Origin of the sequence: Bacillus sp. FSL P2-0099 (genome assembly GCF_038007445.1) — a bacterium.
GTDB classification, from domain to species: Bacteria; Bacillota; Bacilli; order Bacillales; family Bacillaceae_G; genus Bacillus_A; species Bacillus_A mycoides.
The window spans coordinates 3249518-3268356 of record NZ_JBBOXE010000001.1 but is presented as its reverse complement, the minus strand read 5'-3'; the positions used below and the strand labels follow the sequence as shown (position 1 = coordinate 3268356).

The 18839-nt window shown below is 34.7% G+C and carries 23 protein-coding genes and 1 other annotated feature; of the genes, 16 read left to right on the top strand and 7 right to left on the bottom strand.

Annotation, left to right across the window (positions count from 1 at the left end; genetic code table 11):
* Nucleotides 1–9: 9 nt before the first annotated feature.
* Complete coding sequence (locus MKY90_RS16805) at nucleotides 10–480, bottom strand: GNAT family N-acetyltransferase (protein ID WP_078422310.1); 471 nt, start codon at nucleotides 478–480, stop codon at nucleotides 10–12.
* Nucleotides 481–711: 231 nt separating this feature from the next.
* On the opposite strand from MKY90_RS16805, the gene MKY90_RS16800 reads away from it, so the two are divergent.
* Nucleotides 712–960 carry a GlsB/YeaQ/YmgE family stress response membrane protein gene (locus MKY90_RS16800; RefSeq protein WP_002014007.1) on the top strand — a complete coding sequence of 83 codons (249 nt, stop codon included), beginning with the start codon at nucleotides 712–714 and terminating at the stop codon, nucleotides 958–960.
* A gap of 64 nt (nucleotides 961–1024) precedes the next feature.
* Nucleotides 1025–2146 carry an AI-2E family transporter gene (locus MKY90_RS16795; protein ID WP_002128308.1) on the top strand — a complete coding sequence of 374 codons (1122 nt, stop codon included), beginning with the start codon at nucleotides 1025–1027 and terminating at the stop codon, nucleotides 2144–2146.
* 28 nt (nucleotides 2147–2174) lie between these two features.
* Here the strand turns inward: MKY90_RS16795 and MKY90_RS16790 are convergent, their stop codons facing one another.
* Nucleotides 2175–3332 (bottom strand): 1-deoxy-D-xylulose-5-phosphate reductoisomerase, encoded by a 1158-nt coding sequence (locus tag MKY90_RS16790; RefSeq protein ID WP_002014005.1) that lies wholly within the window; start codon nucleotides 3330–3332, stop codon nucleotides 2175–2177.
* A 137-nt stretch (nucleotides 3333–3469) separates the two neighbouring features.
* Nucleotides 3470–3676, top strand: a binding site (T-box leader).
* A gap of 5 nt (nucleotides 3677–3681) precedes the next feature.
* Here MKY90_RS16790 and MKY90_RS16785 point away from each other — a divergent pair.
* The 6 genes from MKY90_RS16785 to MKY90_RS16760 all read left to right on the top strand — a co-directional run bounded on the left by MKY90_RS16785 (nucleotide 3682) and on the right by MKY90_RS16760 (nucleotide 8709).
* Nucleotides 3682–4719, top strand: a complete 1038-nt coding sequence (locus MKY90_RS16785; RefSeq protein ID WP_078203911.1) for a tryptophan--tRNA ligase — start codon at nucleotides 3682–3684, stop codon at nucleotides 4717–4719.
* 221 nt (nucleotides 4720–4940) lie between these two features.
* Nucleotides 4941–5504 (top strand): maltose acetyltransferase domain-containing protein, encoded by a 564-nt coding sequence (locus tag MKY90_RS16780; RefSeq protein WP_002033363.1) that lies wholly within the window; start codon nucleotides 4941–4943, stop codon nucleotides 5502–5504.
* A 69-nt stretch (nucleotides 5505–5573) separates the two neighbouring features.
* The gene (locus MKY90_RS16775; protein ID WP_341092001.1) at nucleotides 5574–6767 is read left to right on the top strand and encodes an MFS transporter; all 1194 of its coding nucleotides are present in this window, start codon (nucleotides 5574–5576) and stop codon (nucleotides 6765–6767) included.
* Nucleotides 6768–6890: 123 nt separating this feature from the next.
* Nucleotides 6891–7931: an ROK family transcriptional regulator gene (locus MKY90_RS16770; RefSeq protein WP_078422309.1), complete on the top strand. Its 1041-nt coding sequence runs from the start codon at nucleotides 6891–6893 to the stop codon at nucleotides 7929–7931.
* Between the two features lie 45 nt (nucleotides 7932–7976).
* On the top strand, nucleotides 7977–8357 hold the full coding sequence (locus tag MKY90_RS16765; protein WP_098167806.1) for a VOC family protein: 381 nt from the start codon (nucleotides 7977–7979) through the stop codon (nucleotides 8355–8357).
* Between the two features lie 97 nt (nucleotides 8358–8454).
* The gene (locus MKY90_RS16760; RefSeq protein ID WP_002167951.1) at nucleotides 8455–8709 is read left to right on the top strand and encodes a YbeF family protein; all 255 of its coding nucleotides are present in this window, start codon (nucleotides 8455–8457) and stop codon (nucleotides 8707–8709) included.
* A gap of 118 nt (nucleotides 8710–8827) precedes the next feature.
* Here MKY90_RS16760 and MKY90_RS16755 read toward each other — a convergent pair whose 3' ends face one another.
* Nucleotides 8828–9277 (bottom strand): NUDIX hydrolase, encoded by a 450-nt coding sequence (locus MKY90_RS16755; protein ID WP_098167807.1) that lies wholly within the window; start codon nucleotides 9275–9277, stop codon nucleotides 8828–8830.
* Between the two features lie 17 nt (nucleotides 9278–9294).
* Nucleotides 9295–10134, bottom strand: coding sequence for a DUF2785 domain-containing protein (locus tag MKY90_RS16750; RefSeq protein WP_002013997.1), 840 nt, complete (start codon nucleotides 10132–10134; stop codon nucleotides 9295–9297).
* 123 nt (nucleotides 10135–10257) lie between these two features.
* On the opposite strand from MKY90_RS16750, the gene MKY90_RS16745 reads away from it, so the two are divergent.
* From MKY90_RS16745 to MKY90_RS16735, 3 genes are all read left to right on the top strand, one after another.
* Nucleotides 10258–10980, top strand: a complete 723-nt coding sequence (locus tag MKY90_RS16745; RefSeq protein WP_078185436.1) for a GNAT family N-acetyltransferase — start codon at nucleotides 10258–10260, stop codon at nucleotides 10978–10980.
* Nucleotides 10981–11160: 180 nt separating this feature from the next.
* Nucleotides 11161–12192, top strand: a complete 1032-nt coding sequence (locus tag MKY90_RS16740; RefSeq protein WP_002128296.1) for a tyrosine-protein phosphatase — start codon at nucleotides 11161–11163, stop codon at nucleotides 12190–12192.
* A 157-nt stretch (nucleotides 12193–12349) separates the two neighbouring features.
* Nucleotides 12350–13078, top strand: a complete 729-nt coding sequence (locus MKY90_RS16735) for a YjjG family noncanonical pyrimidine nucleotidase (RefSeq protein WP_098167808.1) — start codon at nucleotides 12350–12352, stop codon at nucleotides 13076–13078.
* Nucleotides 13079–13504: 426 nt separating this feature from the next.
* Here MKY90_RS16735 and MKY90_RS16730 read toward each other — a convergent pair whose 3' ends face one another.
* Nucleotides 13505–14002, bottom strand: coding sequence for a DinB family protein (locus MKY90_RS16730; protein WP_098167809.1), 498 nt, complete (start codon nucleotides 14000–14002; stop codon nucleotides 13505–13507).
* Between the two features lie 536 nt (nucleotides 14003–14538).
* Here MKY90_RS16730 and MKY90_RS16725 point away from each other — a divergent pair.
* The 4 genes from MKY90_RS16725 to MKY90_RS16710 all read left to right on the top strand — a co-directional run bounded on the left by MKY90_RS16725 (nucleotide 14539) and on the right by MKY90_RS16710 (nucleotide 17565).
* Nucleotides 14539–15501 (top strand): tubby C-terminal domain-like protein, encoded by a 963-nt coding sequence (locus MKY90_RS16725; protein WP_002185363.1) that lies wholly within the window; start codon nucleotides 14539–14541, stop codon nucleotides 15499–15501.
* A 258-nt stretch (nucleotides 15502–15759) separates the two neighbouring features.
* A complete protein-coding gene (locus tag MKY90_RS16720; RefSeq protein WP_002066381.1) occupies nucleotides 15760–16260 on the top strand; it encodes a sigma-70 family RNA polymerase sigma factor in 501 nt (166 codons plus the stop codon).
* On the top strand, nucleotides 16250–17272 hold the full coding sequence (locus tag MKY90_RS16715) for an anti-sigma factor (RefSeq protein WP_098167810.1): 1023 nt from the start codon (nucleotides 16250–16252) through the stop codon (nucleotides 17270–17272). Before MKY90_RS16720 ends, MKY90_RS16715 begins: the two co-directional genes overlap by 11 nt.
* The gene (locus MKY90_RS16710; RefSeq protein ID WP_098167811.1) at nucleotides 17254–17565 is read left to right on the top strand and encodes a hypothetical protein; all 312 of its coding nucleotides are present in this window, start codon (nucleotides 17254–17256) and stop codon (nucleotides 17563–17565) included. The genes MKY90_RS16715 and MKY90_RS16710 overlap by 19 nt, the downstream gene beginning before the upstream one ends.
* A gap of 174 nt (nucleotides 17566–17739) precedes the next feature.
* Here the strand turns inward: MKY90_RS16710 and MKY90_RS16705 are convergent, their stop codons facing one another.
* Both MKY90_RS16705 and MKY90_RS16700 read right to left on the bottom strand, forming a co-directional pair.
* Nucleotides 17740–17940 carry a helix-turn-helix transcriptional regulator gene (locus tag MKY90_RS16705; protein WP_002084410.1) on the bottom strand — a complete coding sequence of 67 codons (201 nt, stop codon included), beginning with the start codon at nucleotides 17938–17940 and terminating at the stop codon, nucleotides 17740–17742.
* Nucleotides 17928–18287 carry a DUF3796 domain-containing protein gene (locus tag MKY90_RS16700; protein WP_002128288.1) on the bottom strand — a complete coding sequence of 120 codons (360 nt, stop codon included), beginning with the start codon at nucleotides 18285–18287 and terminating at the stop codon, nucleotides 17928–17930. The genes MKY90_RS16705 and MKY90_RS16700 overlap by 13 nt, the downstream gene beginning before the upstream one ends.
* A 331-nt stretch (nucleotides 18288–18618) precedes the next feature.
* On the opposite strand from MKY90_RS16700, the gene MKY90_RS16695 reads away from it, so the two are divergent.
* Nucleotides 18619–18813 (top strand): hypothetical protein, encoded by a 195-nt coding sequence (locus MKY90_RS16695; RefSeq protein WP_002142517.1) that lies wholly within the window; start codon nucleotides 18619–18621, stop codon nucleotides 18811–18813.
* Nucleotides 18814–18839: the final 26 nt, after the last annotated feature.

Here is an 18839-nt window from a genome sequence, read left to right as displayed (position 1 = left end):
AATAAATAATTAAGTCAAACTATTTTTTGTTTTCTGTCTTTTTAGTTGCGTAAGGATCATGCCATCAGGTAGTGTTGTATCTGTTACTTCAATGAAGCTGTGTTTTTTATATAATGCGAGAGCTGGAGTATTGGCTTTACCTGTTTGTACAATGTATGTCATTGAAGACGAGAACATGTTAAATATATAAAGTAGCAGTTTCGTTGCGATTCCTTTTTGAAAAAAATTGGGCAATACAACTAATCTGTGGATATCGATTAGTTCTTCTTCTTGTATAAAAGAAATAAAGCCGACGAGTTTATTTTCAGAGAAATATCCATAGAATGTTTCATCACAATTTTGAATATCGTTTACAGTATCATATAAACGAGGTATTGCAGTACTGTTTAAAAAGTCTGCTTCAATTTTATAAGCTGGAAGTTGAACATTTAAAATGGATGTTGCTACTTCATAAGAAGTGGGAAGTAATTTATGAATCATAGATAATAACGCCTCCTTTAAATATGATATATTAATATAATTGATTTGTGGGTAAGTTTGACAATTTTTTTCTTTTTTGCATATAATATATGTATCTCCATACATAAAATGTTCGTAGGTATATTTCTATAGTAGGATATGGTTAGCGTAGATAAATACGTAATCTTATATAAGAGTTTAGCTACTCTTATATTTGATAATACAAACTATAATAGAAATGAGGGACTAAAAATGGGATGGATTATTACATTAATAGTTGGTGCTATTATAGGAATAATTGCTAGTTCTATAACGGGTAAAAATTTTCCAGCTGGTATGTTTGGAAATATAATTGCTGGTTTACTAGGAGCTTGGTTAGGTAGTAGATTATTTGGATCTTTTGGGCCATCATTTGGTGGGATTCATGTCGTGCCAGCATTATTAGGTGCAATTGTGTTAATTCTTATTGTATCATTTGTAGTAAAAGTTGCAAGAAAATAAAGGCTATTACTGATTGTTTTATAAAGCCCTTTTAGGGCTTTTCCTAATTAGAGAGGTGGTACATTTGGAGAAAGTAAATATAAGAAAAAGAGATAAGTTGAAAAAGTTTTTTAAAGAACAAAATTATTTAGCTGTACTACTTGGATTCGCGTTGCTGTTTGTAAATATATTATTACTTACAAAAATATCATTCGTCTTTACACCGTTCGTCGTATTTTTAAAAACAATCTTTTTCCCAGTATTATTAGCGGGAGTACTATTTTATATATTGCATCCATTCGTTTCTCTTTTAGAAAGAAAAGGTGTGTCGAGAATTGTGTCAATTGCCTCGATATATATAATTGTTCTTGGATTATTTGTTTTTCTTGCGGTCACGGTTATTCCAATTATTAAAGATCAAGTAAATGCTTTAATAGATAACTTGCCATATTTCGGGCATGAAATCGAAAGGGCAGCACGTAAATTTGGAGAAAGTAATGTAATTGGTAGAATGCAGGAAAGTTTAAATGTTGATTTTGCTAATATTGTAAAAGATTCTACAATGAACTTTACAAAATCATTATCATCAGTAACAGGAAATGTAACTGGATTTTTAAGTACAATTACTGAAGTTGTTTTAACATTTGTAATGGTTCCATTTATTTTGTTCTATCTTTTAAAAGATGGTGAGCAATTACCGAATCATTTTTTAAAGTTTATATCTGAGCAAAGACAACCAGCTGCGAAGAGAATACTAGATGATATGCATTATGCGATTAGTTCGTATATTAGAGGACAAATTATTGTTAGTTTATTTATCGGTATTATGCTATTAATCGGTTATCTTATTATTGGTATTAAATATGCGGTACTACTTGCTATTTTAGCGATGATTGTAAATATCGTTCCGTACGTAGGACCAATCATTGCAATTACACCAGCTTTAATTATCGCATTTATCGACTCGCCATCAATGGTGTTAAAAGTAATTATCGTTATGATGATTGTACAATTAGCAGAAGGTAAATTTATTTCTCCGCAAGTCATGGGGAAAAAGTTAGATATTCACCCGATTACTATTATATTTATCATTTTAACTGCGGGAAATTTATTTGGAATTATGGGGATTATTTTAGCAATTCCAGGGTATGCGATATTAAAAGTTTTAGTTACGCACGGTTATAGATTTGTGAAGTTGAATACGTGAAAAAAGAGCTAAAACAGAGAAACCTGTTTTAGCTCTTTTTCATTAACAATTGATTTGTGTATTGGCGTGCCCATTGATCAGCTTCTAATATATCATCGAGTGAAGGATCTTTTACGTTATGATGAGCTTCAACTGTATTGTAAATTGTTTTTTCGATATCGAAAAATGCAATTTCATTTTTAAGAAATAGTGCATTTGCAATTTCGTTCGCTGCATTTAATACGGCTGGAGTTGTACCGCCAATTTTTCCGCATTCAAATGCATATTGTAGACAGGGGAACTTCTCTAAATTTGGTTTTTCAAAATGCAAACTACCAATTTCTAATAAATTTAATTTTTCATAGGATGAAGGTAGTCGAGTAGGGTAGTGAAACGCATATTGAATCGGCATTCTCATATCAGGAGCACCGAGCTGTGCCATGACTGATCCATCAATAAATTCCACTAAAGAGTGAATGATACTTTCTTTATGAATCATAACATCAATTTTTTCATAAGGAATATCGAATAGCCACTTAGCTTCCATCACTTCAAACCCTTTATTCATTAACGTGGCAGAATCTATCGTTAGTTTTGCGCCCATTAACCAGTTTGGGTGTTTTAAAGCATCCTTCGCTTGTAATATTTTCATTTCTTCACGTGTTTTATCACGAAAAGCGCCGCCAGAAGCTGTAACAATTAATTTTTCGATTTCCTTATTATTTTCCCCATTTAAACATTGGAAAATGGCTGAATGTTCACTATCAACTGGAATTAGGCGGCATCCGTTTTGTTTCGCTAGTTCGGTGACGATATGTCCAGCTGCAACTAAAGTTTCTTTGTTAGCGATAGCGATATCTTTCTTCGCCTTTAATGCTTCAATTGTTGGGAGTAAACCTGAAACACCGACAACTGAACTTAATACAAGATTTGTATCAGGATGGGTAGATACTTCAAGTAAACCATCAGTTCCATATGTAATTTTTGTATTTGTTGAAATACGAGAACGTAATGTGTCCGCTAATTCTTTTGTCGCTACGCTTACAATACGAGGCTGAAAAGATTCGATTTGTTTTTCGAGAAGATCGATATTATAATTTGCGGTTAAACCGACGATTTTAAAATGTTCAGGATGAGCGGAAACGACATCTAATGCAGATGTGCCAATGGATCCTGTTGAACCTAAAATGGATATATATTTTACCATGAAAAAACCTCCAAAGTTGTTTCGAGTATTTCTGCAAACCTATATATTATTAGACAATTAAGGTGGAAATTCCTGCTATATAAAACAGAAAATCAGGGTTTAATTGGAAAGGAAATGTGATAAACTGTAAAAAAAACTAAAAAGCAATGAAAGAGAAGAGTACATATTCAAAACTTTTCAGAGAGCTGATATTTGGTGGGAATCAGTAAGTGATGAATATGGAATGGGCTCTGGAGCTTCTAGCTTAAATGAGTAGGCGAAGACGGTTACTTCACGTTAAGAAGTTGAAGTGAGCTATAATATAGCTAATTAAGGTGGTACCGCGGGAGTCTCTCGTCCTTTTTTTAGGATGAGGGGCTCTTTTTATTTTGAGAAAGGAGGAGTTAGGATGAGCGAGAAAATTATGTTAACAGGAATTAAACCAACAGGTTACCCGCATTTAGGCAATTATATTGGTGCGATTAAACCTGCATTACAAATGTCAAAAAACAAAGAAGGAAAAGCGTTATATTTCATAGCAGACTATCATGCGTTAAATGCTGTGCATGATCCAGCAAAGTTCAGTAGTTACACGAAAGAGGTAGCAGCTACATGGTTATCACTCGGACTTGGAGAAGATGTTATTTTCTATCGACAAACAGAAGTGCCAGAGATTCTAGAATTAGCTTGGATATTAGCTTGTCTAACTCCGAAAGGACTTATGAATCGTGCCCATGCATATAAAGCGAAGGTAGAGCAAAATAAAGAAGCGGGATTAGAAATTGATGCAGGTGTGAATATGGGATTATATACGTACCCGATTTTAATGGCGGCTGATATATTATTATTTCAAGCTACTCATGTACCTGTCGGAAAAGATCAAATTCAGCATATTGAAATTGCTCGTGACATTGCGACGTACTTTAATCATACATTTGGTATGACATTTACGCTTCCAGAGTATGTCATACAAGAAGAAGGGGCAATTTTACCGGGACTTGATGGAAGAAAGATGAGTAAAAGTTACGGAAATGTTATCCCATTATTTGCAGAGCAAGAAAAACTTAGAAAGTTAATATTTAAAATAAAAACAGATTCCTCACTTCCGAATGAACCGAAAGAACTAGAAACGTTATTTATGATATATAAAGAATTTGCGAAGGAAGACGAAATTCAGGCGTTACGCGAAAAGTATGAGACTGGAATCGGATGGGGCGATGTGAAAAAAGAGTTATTCCGCGTTGTAAATCGTGAACTCTCAGGACCTAGGGGAAAATACGGAAATTATATGAATGATCCACATTTACTATATGAAGCGTTAGAAAAAGGTGCTGAGAGGGCGCGGGCTATTGCGAAGGTGAATTTGGTGGAAATTAAAAAACAGATTGGATTTGAGAGGGGACGCTGAGCGCTCCCTTGTTTTTTTCTATGTGAATCTTAATTATTTATTCGTTTTATCTGCATGTAAAATGAGGGATTCGCATTTTTTACTGAATTTATTAATTGCATATTAATAAAAATATGTTAATATAGGGTTACTTATTAAACATGTTTAATAAGTAACATTAAAGTCACTTATTAAACTAATTTAATAAGTTTGGTTCATTCGATAACGAAGGAGATGATTAGATGAAAACTGAGAAAGAAAAGATGTTGGCGGGAGAAATGTATATTGCGGATGACGAAGAATTAGTAGCTGATAGGATTGAGGCAAAACGTTTAACACGCCTTTATAACGAGGCGATGGAGACTGGTGATGAAAGCCGCTTTACCTTGTTAGAGCAGCTTTTAGGTTCTTCAGCTGACGGAAAAACCCACATTAATCCTGATTTTCGTTGTGATTACGGCTACAATATCCACATTGGAAAGAGCTTTTTCGCAAATTTCAATTGTGTTATTTTGGACGTTTGTGAAGTTCGAATCGGTGATAATTGTATGTTTGCACCTGGTGTCCATATTTATACGGCCACTCATCCTTTACATCCGGTAGAGCGGAATTCTGGAAAAGAATATGGAAAGCCTGTAAAGATTGGTAACAATGTTTGGGTTGGTGGGGGAGCTATTATTAACCCTGGTATTTCAATTGGAGACAACGCTGTAATTGCTTCAGGGGCAGTTGTGACAAAAGATGTACCTAATAATGTAGTAGTTGGTGGTAATCCAGCCAAAGTTATGAAAATGATAGACTTATAGAAATCATTTTTCACGGATGCATGAATAAACTGGTGTCGTATCGTATAGACAATGTGAAAGGTGTTTCATATGAAGAAAAATAGTGCGTATAATCATACAAAGACATTACTTGCCTCTCGAAATGCTCTTTTTCTCTTATTTGCTTTGCCAGGTGTCGCGTTTGCTACATGGATTTCAAGAACAGCAGCTACTCGAGATATGTTAGCAGTGTCAAATGCAGAAATGGGCTGGATTTTATTCGGGCTATCTGTCGGTTCAATAATTGGTTTACTGAGTGCAAGCCGCTTCATTGACTGTAAGGGAGCTAGAGACGTTATTATAGGCAGTATGTTTTTTATGATTGTTGGATTGATTTGTTTAGGTATAAATATTTATTTTGTTTCTAGTATGGGGGCTTTTAGTAGCTTACTAGTATTTGGAGTAGGCTACGGATTGGCGGAAGTCGCATTGAATGTAGAAGGTTCTTCCATTGAGCAGAAATTAGGAACAACTCTTCTTCCGAAATTCCATGGCTTTTTTAGTGTAGGAACTTTAGTAGGCGCGCTCAGTGGTTCTGTCGCAGCGTCGCTTCACATCCCGATTCTGTATCAGTTTCTTGCGATTTCGGTCGTGTTTGTATTACTTGTATGTATGGTGTATCGTTTTCTTCCGCATGGAACAGGAAAGAAGGAGAAATCGTGGAACAAAAGGAGAGAGAAGCATACGACCTTACGTATGGAAAAAAAGGTGCTTTTAATTGGTCTTTTTGTACTCGGAATGGCATTTGTAGAAGGTAGTGCAAATGATTGGCTACCTATCGTGATGGTAGATGGACACGAGCAAAGTATAGTGGCAGGTTCTATTATGTACACAATTTTTGTATTAGCAATGACGTTAACTCGTATGTGTAGCAGCTATTTCCTTGATCGATTCGGTCGTGTCGCTGTCGTACGTGCCACCATTATGATGGCGATTCTAGGAATTTCAATCGTAATATTTGGGAGTAATTCGTATTTTCTAGCATTTGGTGTAGTACTGTGGGGGATTGGTGCAGCGCTAGGGTTCCCAATTGGTCTGTCAGCTGCTGGAGATGACCGTGAAAATGCGACTTCTAATGTTGCTGCAGTTTCTATAATCGGTTATACAGCATTTTTAGTCGGACCACCATTCTTAGGTATACTGGGGGAAGCATTCGGGATACGCAATGCCTTGTTAGCTGTTTTATTATTTGTTCTCTTGTCTGGAATTATATCGTCTGTTACGAGAGAGAATAAATCGAGCTAAATAAGGAGTGCATGCCAGCGGAAATGTATCATCTCTATTGCTTTAGAAAATGATGTATGATATATTGTCAACGCAACTTATTAAAAGTGTTTAATAAGTATGTTGATTAAGGTGGTGAGCGATTTGAGTGAACAATTTGTTACTCAAAAATCGATTAAAGAGACGATCCTTCGCGGCATTCGTACAGCTCTTCTAGAGCAAGGTAGTGCAACGAAAGTTGAACTTAGTAATACATTAGAAATCAGTTTTCCAACTGTGAGTAAATTTATAGAAAAAATGAAACAAGACGGTGAAGTCACTTTAGTCGGTTTAGATGATTCAAGTGGCGGAAGAAGAGCGAAACGATATGCGTATAATCCGGAATATATGTTAGGTCTAGCGATATTTTTAGAAAAAAATGAGACAAACTATACAATTTTCAACTGTTTAGGGGAAGTAAAAGAACAAGGAAGTACTTCAAGTGTATTAATTGATACTGGCGTAAATCTATTATCTAAACATATTGAAAGTCTTATAGCTACATTCCCGAAAATAAGCTCTATATCAATTGGTGTGCCTGGTTCGGTTGATAATGGTCGTATTTTTTATATACCTGGTTATGAAAAGTTCCAAAATTTTAATTTGAAAAGTCATTTGGAGGATCTGTTTTCTATACCTGTAGTAATAGAAAATGATATGAATGCCGCAGTCCTTGGCTATTATAAAAATACTGGAAATAATGATAAATCATCTCTTGTATATTTGTATTCAGGTCAAAACGGCCCAGGGGCGGGAATTATGATAAATGGAGATGTGGTACGAGGGAGTACCTTTTTCTCAGGGGAGATATCTTTCGTTCCACAGTATGATAATAAAAACTTCTTACAATCTTTGAGAAGTGAAGATGCAGTAAGAGATTCAAATAATCCAGAGCAATATAATATAGATGCCATTACTCGTTTAATAGCTACATGTATAGCTATTATTAACCCTCATGCCTTTATCTTCTGTGATGATGAATTGAATCAATTCGTAATAGATCAAATTGTAAAAACTTGTCCGAAGTACATTCCGGCAGAACATATTCCGAAAATAACAGTGAGCGATTGGAAAGAAGATTATTTATATGGATTAAAAAGTCTTGGACTTGATCTGATGATAACAAGAACAAGCAAAGAAAATTAAATATCAAATTGTTGGTTGAATACTGTAAAAGAAAAGGTGTCGATTATGAACATTGAACATGTAGCAATTTGGGTAAATGATTTAGGAGGAATGCGTGATTTCTATAAACAGTACTTTGGTGGTGAAGAAAATAGCTTATATCACAATTCGAAAAAGCAGTTTGAATCTTATTTTATAACTTTTGAAGGTGGAGCGCGTCTAGAACTTATGAGACAAGTAGGGATAGACGGTAAAACACAAGTACAAACAATAGGATATGCGCATATTGCTTTTTCTGTAGGTAGTAAAGAAAAAGTGAACGAATTAACTAATACATTAAGAGAAGCAGGATACCCTGTGTTAAACGGCCCGCGTACTACAGGGGATGGTTACTATGAAAGTGTAGTAAGTGATCCTGAAGGAAATCAGATTGAGATAACAATCTAACATTATATTTATTAATAACTGATAAAAAATAAAACTTTGTTGTTCCCCAAAATGTTTACGAGAAACCTATTATTTCTTCAGAAAGGGGGACATAACAGTGAGTGAATTCATTTTTATTTTCTGTATATATCCATTGCTTATTTTTATTTTTTCAATAGCTGGGACATATAAATTAGGTGCATTTTATGTGATGCCAATGGTAATATTTCTTATTTTTCTTATGTTAAATGTTACATTGTATGATCCATCATTTTTCTTTTGGGTGGGCATGTATACTATTTTTTCATTCATTACTTCTTATATAACACTCTTATTTGTAAGGGGATATACAGCTGTAGAAAGTGAACGTTAATATCATTTGGTTATTTTTGGGGGAATAGGGATTTATGCTGAACGATAACAACCTCATTTCGCGTTATCATGACGGGAAATGAGGTTGTTTTATTTCTATATACAATATGTAATGTTTTTTAATTGGAGTGCTGAAACTCCCTAATAATACGTTCAATAACTGGATGAAGAGTAATAGGTAACTCATCAAGCGGAAAGAAGCGTAATTCTTTTGACTCAGTTTGATCACATATAAGCTGACCGTGGAATTCTCGGCAAATATAAACAACGAGTACACCATGTACTTGATCGCCGTTTGGATAGATTTGAAAGAAATCAGGTCCTGAGTATGTACGGAATAGTTCTGGATTTTTAATGATAAGTCCAGTTTCTTCATATACTTCTCGTTGTAAAACGTCTTCTAACGTTTCGTTATATTCTAAGGCGCCACCAATAATGCCCCAGCGATTAAAATCTGTACGGAGCTGCAATAATATTTCATTTTTCTCATTTAATATAATGGCGTGTGATCCGATTAAAATGAGTGGATGATTTCCTACTAGATTTCTCATGTCTTCAATATAGCCCATAATTCTTCTCCTTATATTTAATAATAATTAGGCAGTTCTTTTAACATTTTTTCTGTTTTACGTGCTGTAAATGCTAAGTTATGATCATCTTTTGTTCTAAAAAATAATGTGCGTAAAAAGATTTTAATGTTTGCGCATAAAATACAATACTCATTAAGGGAAAGGCGTTTTCTAATTTGAGGAAGCCTTTTTATTTTTTTATAAATAATTGAAATTAACTCATCTTGCGGGAAGTCATGATATAGCATAGATAGTAACGGTGTAACAATTCGTTCATCTTCATTATTATGAAAAAGATCCGATGGGATGAAAATTTTATTTAATAAACAATGAATTAATTCCTCGTACCATTCAAAGGTCGTATAGGAATTGTGAACAATTTCAGAAAAGGCATCAGATACGTGGGCAAGACAATGAGCCCATCCTTTATTTTCAATATAGCCTCGAAAATCCATTTCTAAGTTTGTGTATGTAATGAGTTTGTTTTTTATTTCTTCGATATCCTCCTCTGTAAAAAAGTAGTGCGAGTTAGCGAATTGGAGTATTAATGCAAGTAACGAAACAGTATAAGAACGTGTGAAAACCCCATCTGTAAGTGGGGAGTGAATGTCACAATATAAATACTCATCACTTAAACAAGTTTGTAGAAGTAATTTCAACTGATCATCCATAAGGAATTCATGATGAATGAAATGTGCAAAACATTTATATATAAGTTGGTAACGAACGTAACTATCAGTTGTTCCGATATACTGAAGCATATTGAGCGTTAACTCATTAATATCTATATGTTGCAGTTGCGTATAGTCATTTTGTTGTATAAGCTCTAACTGTTGTTGCAGCGCTGTAATATCCAATGGAGAACCTCCTCCGCACTTTAAAGATGCGATGTTTTCTAGTATTCTATATATTCAAGGACAATCCTGCTCATGCAAGGAGAACAAGTAGAAATTCGAGTATGACATAGATGAGGGAAGTATATGATGACTATAGAACAGTTAGAAAAACATTTTAAAATAAGAAAAAATGCTTCTTCTATAATGATAAAAGAAAATGATGCAGAGGTTTTTACAGAAGAGCAATTAGAAGAGATAATGCAATATTGCGTTGCTGAAGCTGAAAAAGATGGAATAGAAGAATTTCAATTTGAGATTTCTTCAAAAAGCCCAAATTATGATGTGTATAAGAAATGTTTCGAAACGTATTCATTTGAATATATTACTGAAAACATGATTGTATTTAAGGATATATATGAAGTGGAAGATATAAAAAATGATATTGATTTTAAGCTTATTGAAGAGATGGGCGAAGACGCTTTTTATTCACTGTGGAATGAAGTGACGGGAGAACAAATCGATTATGAGCAATTTGTAAATACGATGCTACAAGAAATAGGTGGGCAATGGAAAGAACATTGTTTAACAGCAAGTATCGATGAAGAGCCAATAGGAATTGTAATCCCGCATATTGAAAGAGGTACGTTAGAAGAAGGAAAACTTATGTATTTCGCAGTCGCTCCAAATATGCGAAATAAAGGGTATGAAGCAGCATTCTTTACAGGGGCAATGTTTGTCTTAAAAGAAATAGGCGCATCTTATTATATTGGCGAGACAAATGTACAAAACGAGTGGATGAAGGATGTCTTTGAAAAGAACGGATGTCAGCAGCTGAGCTCTACTGAGCGATATGTGAGAAGGTTTTAGAAGGATGGATGGCTTACTCTCTCGAACTCATTTAGCGGGAATCCGTGTACAACTTATGAACAAGTAAAAGAACTTTTTGCATGTTTGTAAGATAAAAAGAAAAATCGAAACGACAAAGTAAGCGTTCCTATAATACAATAGAGAAGGATTAGACTATACGAAGAAAGCGTTGGTGAAAGTATGAAGCAACAAAGAAATTGGCTACAAGCAACTGTAGAACGAAATGAAGATAATACGTTACATATAAAGTGGGAAAATAATATAGAAGAAGTTCGTATTTATTGGAGTACTTCACCAAATCATATTGAAGAAAATGGAGAATTACTTGTAACAGTAAGTGGGGATTCAGCATGTACAATTGAAAACCCGAGTGAAAATGAGCGTCCATATTTTAGGTTAGTAGGAAGTAATGGACAAGCAGTGACAGTAGCTGAGCGTAGATTACCATTACAAGGTGCGTTTAACTTCCGTGATATGGGAGGATATGAAACGACTGAAGGCCGTAAAGTAAAATGGGGTAAATTGTATCGTTCTGAAGAATTAGCAGGATTAACAGAATGGGATATCGAGTATTTACAGAAGTCTAGCTTAAAATTAATTTGTGACTACCGTACAGATTTTGAAGTGAAGCATAAGCCGAACCCAAGTGTTACAGGTGCTCGTCAAGTGTGCTTACCAGTTATGCAAGACTTGGCGAAAGACTTGAATATAAATGAATTTTTCCAAGTTGGTGACCTTTCTATGTTAGGGAAACCAGGCGAGTATCTTGTGAAAATGAATCAAGATTTCGTAAGTGGTAATGAAGCATTCGTGAGCTTCTTAAAACTGGCGCAAAACCCGGAAAACTTACCGTTAGTAAACCACTGTACAGCTGGAAAAGACCGTACAGGATTTGGCTCAGCATTATTATTACTTTTACTAGGTGTACCGGAAAAAACAGTAATGGAAGACTACTTACTAAGTAACGGTTTCCGTGAAAAGTTAAATGAAAAAATGATGGCCTTTTTAGGTGCGAAATTACAGAACGACGAAAGTAGAGCAATATTAGGTGCAATGTTTGAAGCACGTGCTGAGTATTTACAAGCTGCGATTGATGAAGTTAAAAAGCAATATGGATCAGTGGAAGCATACGCTGAAAAAGCTCTTGGCTTTACGAAAGAATCGTTAGAGGAAATGAAAGTGTTATTGCTAGAAGATAAAGTGAAACTTTAATCAGTGTGGGGGCATCCCCACTGATTATTAGCCTTCACCAATCGGACTGCCCGTTAATGCGGGATAAATAATGAGGAGGGAGGCTGATTGGATTAGCCTCCTTTTATTATTGTTGCTATAATTAAGCTATGAGAATATAGGAATTGAGGCGAACATCATGAAATACAAAGTAATACTATTCGACGTAGACGATACATTATTAGATTTCCCTAAAACAGAAAGAAACGCATTACATAACGCGTTTGTACAATTTGGCATGCCTACAGGGTATAATGATTATCTTGCAAGTTATAAAGAGATTAGTAATGGATTATGGAGAGATTTAGAGAATAAAATGATTACGCTAAGTGAATTAGCGGTAGATCGATTTAGACAATTATTTGCTCTTCATAATATAGAAGTAGACGCGCAGCATTTTAGTGACGTATACCTTGAAAACTTAGGTAAAGAAGTACATCTTATAGATGGTGCAGTGCAATTATGTGAGAACCTTCAAGATTGTAAGTTAGGTATCATTACGAATGGATATACAAAAGTGCAACAATCTAGAATTGGAAATTCGCCTTTATGTAACTTCTTTGATCATATTATTATTTCTGAAGAAGTCGGCCATCAAAAACCAGCGCGTGGGATTTTTGATTATGCTTTTGAGAAGTTTGGGATTACGGATAAATCAAGTGTACTAATGGTTGGAGATTCGCTAACTTCTGATATGAAAGGCGGAGAAGATTATGGTATTGATACGTGTTGGTATAATCCGAGTCTGAAAGAAAATACGGCAGGCGTTAAGCCGACCTATGAAGTGGAGAACCTGCTACAAATTTTAGAAATTTTAGGAATTTTAGAAATTGCGGAAGTGGCGGAAGAAAAGGTAGCTTCATTTTAATAGAGTTAAGATTTTTCGATTAGTTGATATATATTAAGTTACGGTAGATATATTTGAAAAATCGTTCATATAAGTTCATATACTATGATATGGAACAAAAAAGATGGTACCAAGTCAAAATAATTTTACTGAAAGAAAACAGAAATAACACAAAATAATATATTTAGCTGTTTGTAATTGGTCATTACAAACAGCTAAAAAAAACGATTGCCTCTTAGGATCCAAGCAATCGTTTTTTTTATTTTTTTCGGAGATGAAATTTGTATTTTTATACCCTATCTCCATCAAGTTTAAAAAATGTTTGTTCCCCAGTAATGGAAAAAATGAATTTAATTCTCATAAATAACTGTAAAGTGGTAAAAATTTCGTTTTGGGTGTAATTCAAAATCTTAAGTTAATGGGCATGGAGTGGAACCCTTTCCTTGTTTAGACCGGATATCCGCCTGTTGGCGGTGGCCAAGCACTAAATAATCTGCGAATCAGCACAATTTCTCCTAAATGGTAGGAGTTATGAGATGCAATATTCCGTAGAACACCGCCAGGGGTTTCACCAGGCCATTCCTCCAATGTTTTGTCCAATTGAACAGTTTGGGCGATCGTGCATGCCTGTTCAATCCCTTGAAGAAAATACTGAATAATCTGTTGCCACTCTTCCTCACTGCCAGGGCATTCTTCTTCAGGCCAGCTCTCTTTTACATGGGCAGGCAATGTAGGATTCTTCCCCTGAGCGGATAATAAGAGAAAATCTTGCCAATAGGTCATGTGTTTTACTAATTGATAAATAGAATAAGGCAGTTCCTCTCTGCGTTTTCCCGCAAGCGCCACGTCTATATCCGACAAAGCATTCTTGATGGGAAGATGTCCTCGTTCTCCTCTTAACGATTTTACTAATGCCTGGCTAAACGCTTTATTTGATTGCTCCATAATAACTGACTCCCATCCTGTTTTATTTTCTAATTTGCTGATTTTATGATTCCGTCTTTTTTATATGTACTAAATAAATTATAGAAGCTTTACGACTATTAAGAGAAAGTAAAATAAGGCAAGAATCACTGACTTCTTAACGTACAGGAAATCGTAGGTTTTTATTTAATTAGTACCTTAATGTACAATTGTATTAACAGATAAATCAAAGGTTCGAATGACAACATTCAAGTCTGCGTTAATGTCAGCCACTTTTGATTTTAGCGTTTCCGATCCCTCCTGAATTTTATCCAATTGATTTTATTGTGAATGAACTATGAGTTGATTATAATAATTAGAGTGAACTCTAAGTCAAGAAAAAAATAATAAAAGGATAGTTATTCTATTATGAGGGAGTTCGCGAAGCAAAAATAGCGCTACTATACTAAGGTCATTCACGTGTTATAATGCGATAATTAAATATTCATATATACATAGTTTCTCAGAGTGATGCGATGTCATGTATGAGCTGTGTAACAACTAGAGGTGAGTGAAGGATGTTAACGTTTTTATTTGAGTTAGACAAGGCTATCCCGCAGAAGGATGAGCCACGGTATGCCGCGTATGCAAATGGCTTTATTGAAGGGGATTTAACAATTCGCGTGAGTGACAGCGTATTTTTTCAGAAGTCATGCATGAAGGTTGCAGAGCTTGGCATTTATTTAGGACAGTGGATGGAACAAGTGCAACATGGACAGAAAGAACAATTGAATTATGAAACGAGTGACCGTGAGGAAGTAATTCTCGGATTCGTATATGAAGAGGAAGATCAGTGGAGAGTTTTTTCCAGTTGGCAGCAATTTGAACTTCAAGAGCGTATATCAACTACAACATTAGTAGAGAGCGTTCAACGCTATTTATATGAGCTAAATAAGGAACTGCGCGCGATAGGATATCCTGTGACGTTTGATCAGTACTTAAGAGGAGAGCGAATGATGCAGCTTTCTTATAAACGACTGTGTGATAGTAAAGCGGATACGACTTCGATAGAGGTTTACAATGGAAGCGAAGGAGTAGGCGCAGTACGGGGCTATTATAAAAATACGTTGATGAAAGTGCTAGACTTCATTCCGAAAGTCGGTAGTAATATCATTTATGAAATAAAGGATAGTAAGAACAATATTCGCGTCATTGCAAAGGATGTAAGTAGGCAGCGTCAAAGAAGGATTTTAGTAACGTACATCGATAATAATGATGCAGAGCATGAAATACTTGTATGTGACGGAAAGTTATTAGATGCAAATTTCTTATTTACTTTTACATATAAGACAGAAGAATATGTTGTTCACAAAACTTCAATTGGGCTTGGAAAATTATTACGAAACGGCTATGTAATCGCAGATTGGAATATTCGTCTTGAGGAAGATATGTATTATATCGAGATGGATGTATATGATGAGGATTATATAGAGGATCAATACTTACTGTTAGGTGTATTTCATGCGGTTTTGTATGGGTGATAAATGAAAAGTACTGGTATTCTTCATGGGAAGGATACCGGTATTTTTTATGTGGTTCTGGTGTGAAGATTGCATTTTGTCGCTTTTCTTTTTTTAGGAATTTACAGTTATAACATCTCATATTTTGTTTATAATTGTAAATAGTTATTAAAATGTATAAATGTTATTTCTTTTTTAATAAATAAAAAATATAAAAAGGAAAAAATAATGCAACTTTATAACACGCTTATTCGTGTTATATATGAAAGGAGGAGGGGGATGGAAATTGAAGAAATATATAAGGTTTATATAAACGATGTGTACCGGTATTTATTTTCCCTTTCTCGTAGCCATCACGTAGCGGAGGACTTGATGCAGGAGACTTTTTATCGGGCGTATCTTTACCTAGAAGACTATGAAAACCAAAAGGTAAAATCATGGCTTTTTAAAGTGGCATATCATACGTTTATTGATTTTGTAAGGAAAGAGAAAAAAGTAGCTTTTGTAGGAACGGAGGAATTAGAGACAATACAAGCAGGGGAATCTACAGAAGAGTATGTAGTCGCAAAAAATAGTTATGAAAAATTAATTCAGATTATTCATACTTTACCAGTGGTAGAGGCACAAGCTATTTTATTATGTGACGTACATCAATTAACGTACGAAGAGGGTGCTACTGTATTAGATTTAAAGGTAAATACTTATAAAAGTCACATATTTCGTGGGAGAAAGAGATTAAAAGAATTGTTAAAGGAGGAAAAGAGTCAAAATGACAAATGATAAACCTCATTCTGAACAAGATGATTATAAAGAATTGTTACAAGAAGCTCTTCATCAAAGACCAGATTCACTTCCTGATGGAAAACAGCAGCAAGTGTTGAAAATAGGTAAAAAAAGAGCTCGAATTACGAATGTGTTGATTGTATTTACTTTTTTATTACTTATTCAACCTATTTTATATATATCTACACTTTTATATTATACATTGGCACCTACAAACGCGATGGAGATACGGAATGTAGTAAATCAAACATTAAGTGTAACAGAACCTAATGTATTTATGAAAGAAAGGGACATGGAGCAAACATTGTTACCGCTTAGTTTACAATTGCATTTTGATTTGTATAAAAGGGTAGGAAAGAAAGATATTCGAATAGGAGAAGAGAAAACAGATTATTTATTAAGTAGAGCAACGAAAGTAAGCCGTGAATATACAACAGATGAAAAAATTCCGGAAGTCCCATATATAGATAACGAGGTATTATCTCATCCTAATAATTATAATGTGTCTTATAATAGTAGCGAGGAAGCTCAGGTATTAAAAGGTCTTCCACAAGAATCTGTTGTAGAAGCATTTGTATCTTTTAGAGAATTATTAAGTGTACAAGAGGTAACGGATACGTTTCCTACTATTGATATCGTTTGGTATGCCGTGAATACAGGATTAGAGGAGAAGCAAAAGAATGATGAGGGTCAGTATGTTGCCCCAATCGGTTTTCCAGCAGATATGATTTCAAGTCCAAGTGGTCCTTTTTTAAGTGACTCACCTCATGAGGAACAATTTATTGATGTGTTAAAGTCATTACGGAAGCATGAAGATTTAGCGGTGAAGCTATCTAGAGCGAAAACATTAGAGTTGTCACAGCGCATTTCTTTCCTTGAAAAAAATGGGATGAAAACATACGGGGCAGTTGTAACTGGACCTAAAGGAGAAGTTGAAAAATTGATGAGCCATGAAAAAGTTAGAAACTTGAAAGTAGGTGAAGCGAGATTATGGAATTGGCATTCTTAAAAAAAAGAAAGAGTCATATTTATAAACAGGAAACGTGGATGGGTATTATTTCATTAATTATTGCCTTTCTAGCGTTATTGTATTTGAACATTACATTGCTTATTCAAGAAATATTTATAGGCGAAGGTTTTCGAGAAATAGTTGGAGCTGGATTGATGTGTTCAGTCGTAGGCATGCTCACAAAAAGCAAAAGTCGAAAATATGCATTGTGGGCATGTAGTTTATTTGTTTTTATGTTACTGTTTGCTGTATTTGGATTTATACTAGGTTGGATGATAAGCTTTACGCCATAAATATGTGGAAAAGAGCGAATATAGATTCGCTCTTTTTTAATGTGTAAAAAGTAAACTAGATAAGAGAAGAACCTATCAAATTTGAAAGGAGAGCACTATGCATCTAGGCTGTGGTTTTGTTGATATGTTTTCCGCTCACGATTCAGTATTATATATTAAACTTGGTGCTCTTTATTAATCCTCAAAAATAAAAACCTCATCAATCGTACTATGTAGTGCCCTTGCTATATCGTGAGCAAGCTGTAAGGAAGGGTTATACTTTCCTTTTTCAAGATGGCTAATCGTTTCACGACGTACACCAACCTTTTTCGCTAAATCTTCCTGCGTCATATGTACTTTGGCACGGTATTCTTTTATCTTCGTTACGAACGCCATGGTGCATCTTCCATTTCATCAACTGGTTTATCGTAAAAGAAGGTAGAGAATCCGAATGTAAGAATGAGTGTGCTGAAAATAAGAGCAATATCAATCTCTTGTAGTGTAGGATTCGGAAATAACATTTCAATAAAGATAATGATAGCGGTAGTTAATAACGTAATGATAAAGGCGTTGCGGCAAGATTTATTGACGATTTGTTCAAATAGTTCATCGTGTTGAACTTTTCTATACGTCGTGAAAAAGGAGAAGAAACAAAACATAGTAAACAATCCTTTTTCATAAAAAAATCCGAGAAACCCAAAGAAACCGAGAAATCCTAAATATTTTATCCAAGTCGTTTTCATGATAGATTCTCCTTTCGATGTTAGAAATAAAGTGAAACTTTAATCAGTGGGGGGTGTTCATCCCCCACTGATTATTAGCCTTCACCAATCGGGCGTTTACGGGCAGCAGGGCTCCCACCTAACTTCTTTGCTCCAGCCGAAATTTGAGGTGGGAGTCTTACTGCCAGTTAATGCGGGATAAATCACTATATGTTATAAATATATCACATATGGAAATTCATAGTAATAATAGTTTTGCGATTTATTTCATAATAATAGTAAAAAAGGTTAAATATTCTGTAAAATAAAAAGGGAAATATCGTAAAATGGATGTAAGGAGGGGGAGGACGAAATGTTAACTGGGATAATGATCGTTATATTACTTGTAGTTATTACTGTAATTGGAACGGTGTTAATTGGGCGAAATGGTGATGCGAATTATAGTAAAGCGACAAAAGGAAATATTAAACGACTTACGATGATTTATATAATACTAGCTGTTGTTTTAATTGTTGGATTAGGAGTTTATATTTATTTTAAAGGTTAAAAAAACTGAAAAATGTAAAAATCTAT

Bases quoted from the DNA above. Each gene is read 5' to 3' on its own strand.
- MKY90_RS16805 (WP_078422310.1), bottom strand. From the start codon at position 480: ATGATTCATAAATTACTTCCCACTTCTTATGAAGTAGCAACATCCATT.
- MKY90_RS16800 (WP_002014007.1), top strand. From the start codon at position 712: ATGGGATGGATTATTACATTAATAGTTGGTGCTATTATAGGAATAATT.
- MKY90_RS16790 (WP_002014005.1), bottom strand. From the start codon at position 3,332: ATGGTAAAATATATATCCATTTTAGGTTCAACAGGATCCATTGGCACA.
- MKY90_RS16785 (WP_078203911.1), top strand. From the start codon at position 3,682: ATGAGGGGCTCTTTTTATTTTGAGAAAGGAGGAGTTAGGATGAGCGAG.
- MKY90_RS16780 (WP_002033363.1), top strand. From the start codon at position 4,941: ATGAAAACTGAGAAAGAAAAGATGTTGGCGGGAGAAATGTATATTGCG.
- MKY90_RS16775 (WP_341092001.1), top strand. From the start codon at position 5,574: ATGAAGAAAAATAGTGCGTATAATCATACAAAGACATTACTTGCCTCT.
- MKY90_RS16765 (WP_098167806.1), top strand. From the start codon at position 7,977: ATGAACATTGAACATGTAGCAATTTGGGTAAATGATTTAGGAGGAATG.
- MKY90_RS16755 (WP_098167807.1), bottom strand. From the start codon at position 9,277: ATGGGCTATATTGAAGACATGAGAAATCTAGTAGGAAATCATCCACTC.
- MKY90_RS16745 (WP_078185436.1), top strand. From the start codon at position 10,258: ATGATGACTATAGAACAGTTAGAAAAACATTTTAAAATAAGAAAAAAT.
- MKY90_RS16740 (WP_002128296.1), top strand. From the start codon at position 11,161: ATGAAGCAACAAAGAAATTGGCTACAAGCAACTGTAGAACGAAATGAA.
- MKY90_RS16735 (WP_098167808.1), top strand. From the start codon at position 12,350: ATGAAATACAAAGTAATACTATTCGACGTAGACGATACATTATTAGAT.
- MKY90_RS16730 (WP_098167809.1), bottom strand. From the start codon at position 14,002: ATGGAGCAATCAAATAAAGCGTTTAGCCAGGCATTAGTAAAATCGTTA.
- MKY90_RS16725 (WP_002185363.1), top strand. From the start codon at position 14,539: ATGTTAACGTTTTTATTTGAGTTAGACAAGGCTATCCCGCAGAAGGAT.
- MKY90_RS16720 (WP_002066381.1), top strand. From the start codon at position 15,760: ATGGAAATTGAAGAAATATATAAGGTTTATATAAACGATGTGTACCGG.
- MKY90_RS16715 (WP_098167810.1), top strand. From the start codon at position 16,250: ATGACAAATGATAAACCTCATTCTGAACAAGATGATTATAAAGAATTG.
- MKY90_RS16710 (WP_098167811.1), top strand. From the start codon at position 17,254: ATGGAATTGGCATTCTTAAAAAAAAGAAAGAGTCATATTTATAAACAG.
- MKY90_RS16705 (WP_002084410.1), bottom strand. From the start codon at position 17,940: ATGGCGTTCGTAACGAAGATAAAAGAATACCGTGCCAAAGTACATATG.
- MKY90_RS16700 (WP_002128288.1), bottom strand. From the start codon at position 18,287: ATGAAAACGACTTGGATAAAATATTTAGGATTTCTCGGTTTCTTTGGG.
- MKY90_RS16695 (WP_002142517.1), top strand. From the start codon at position 18,619: ATGTTAACTGGGATAATGATCGTTATATTACTTGTAGTTATTACTGTA.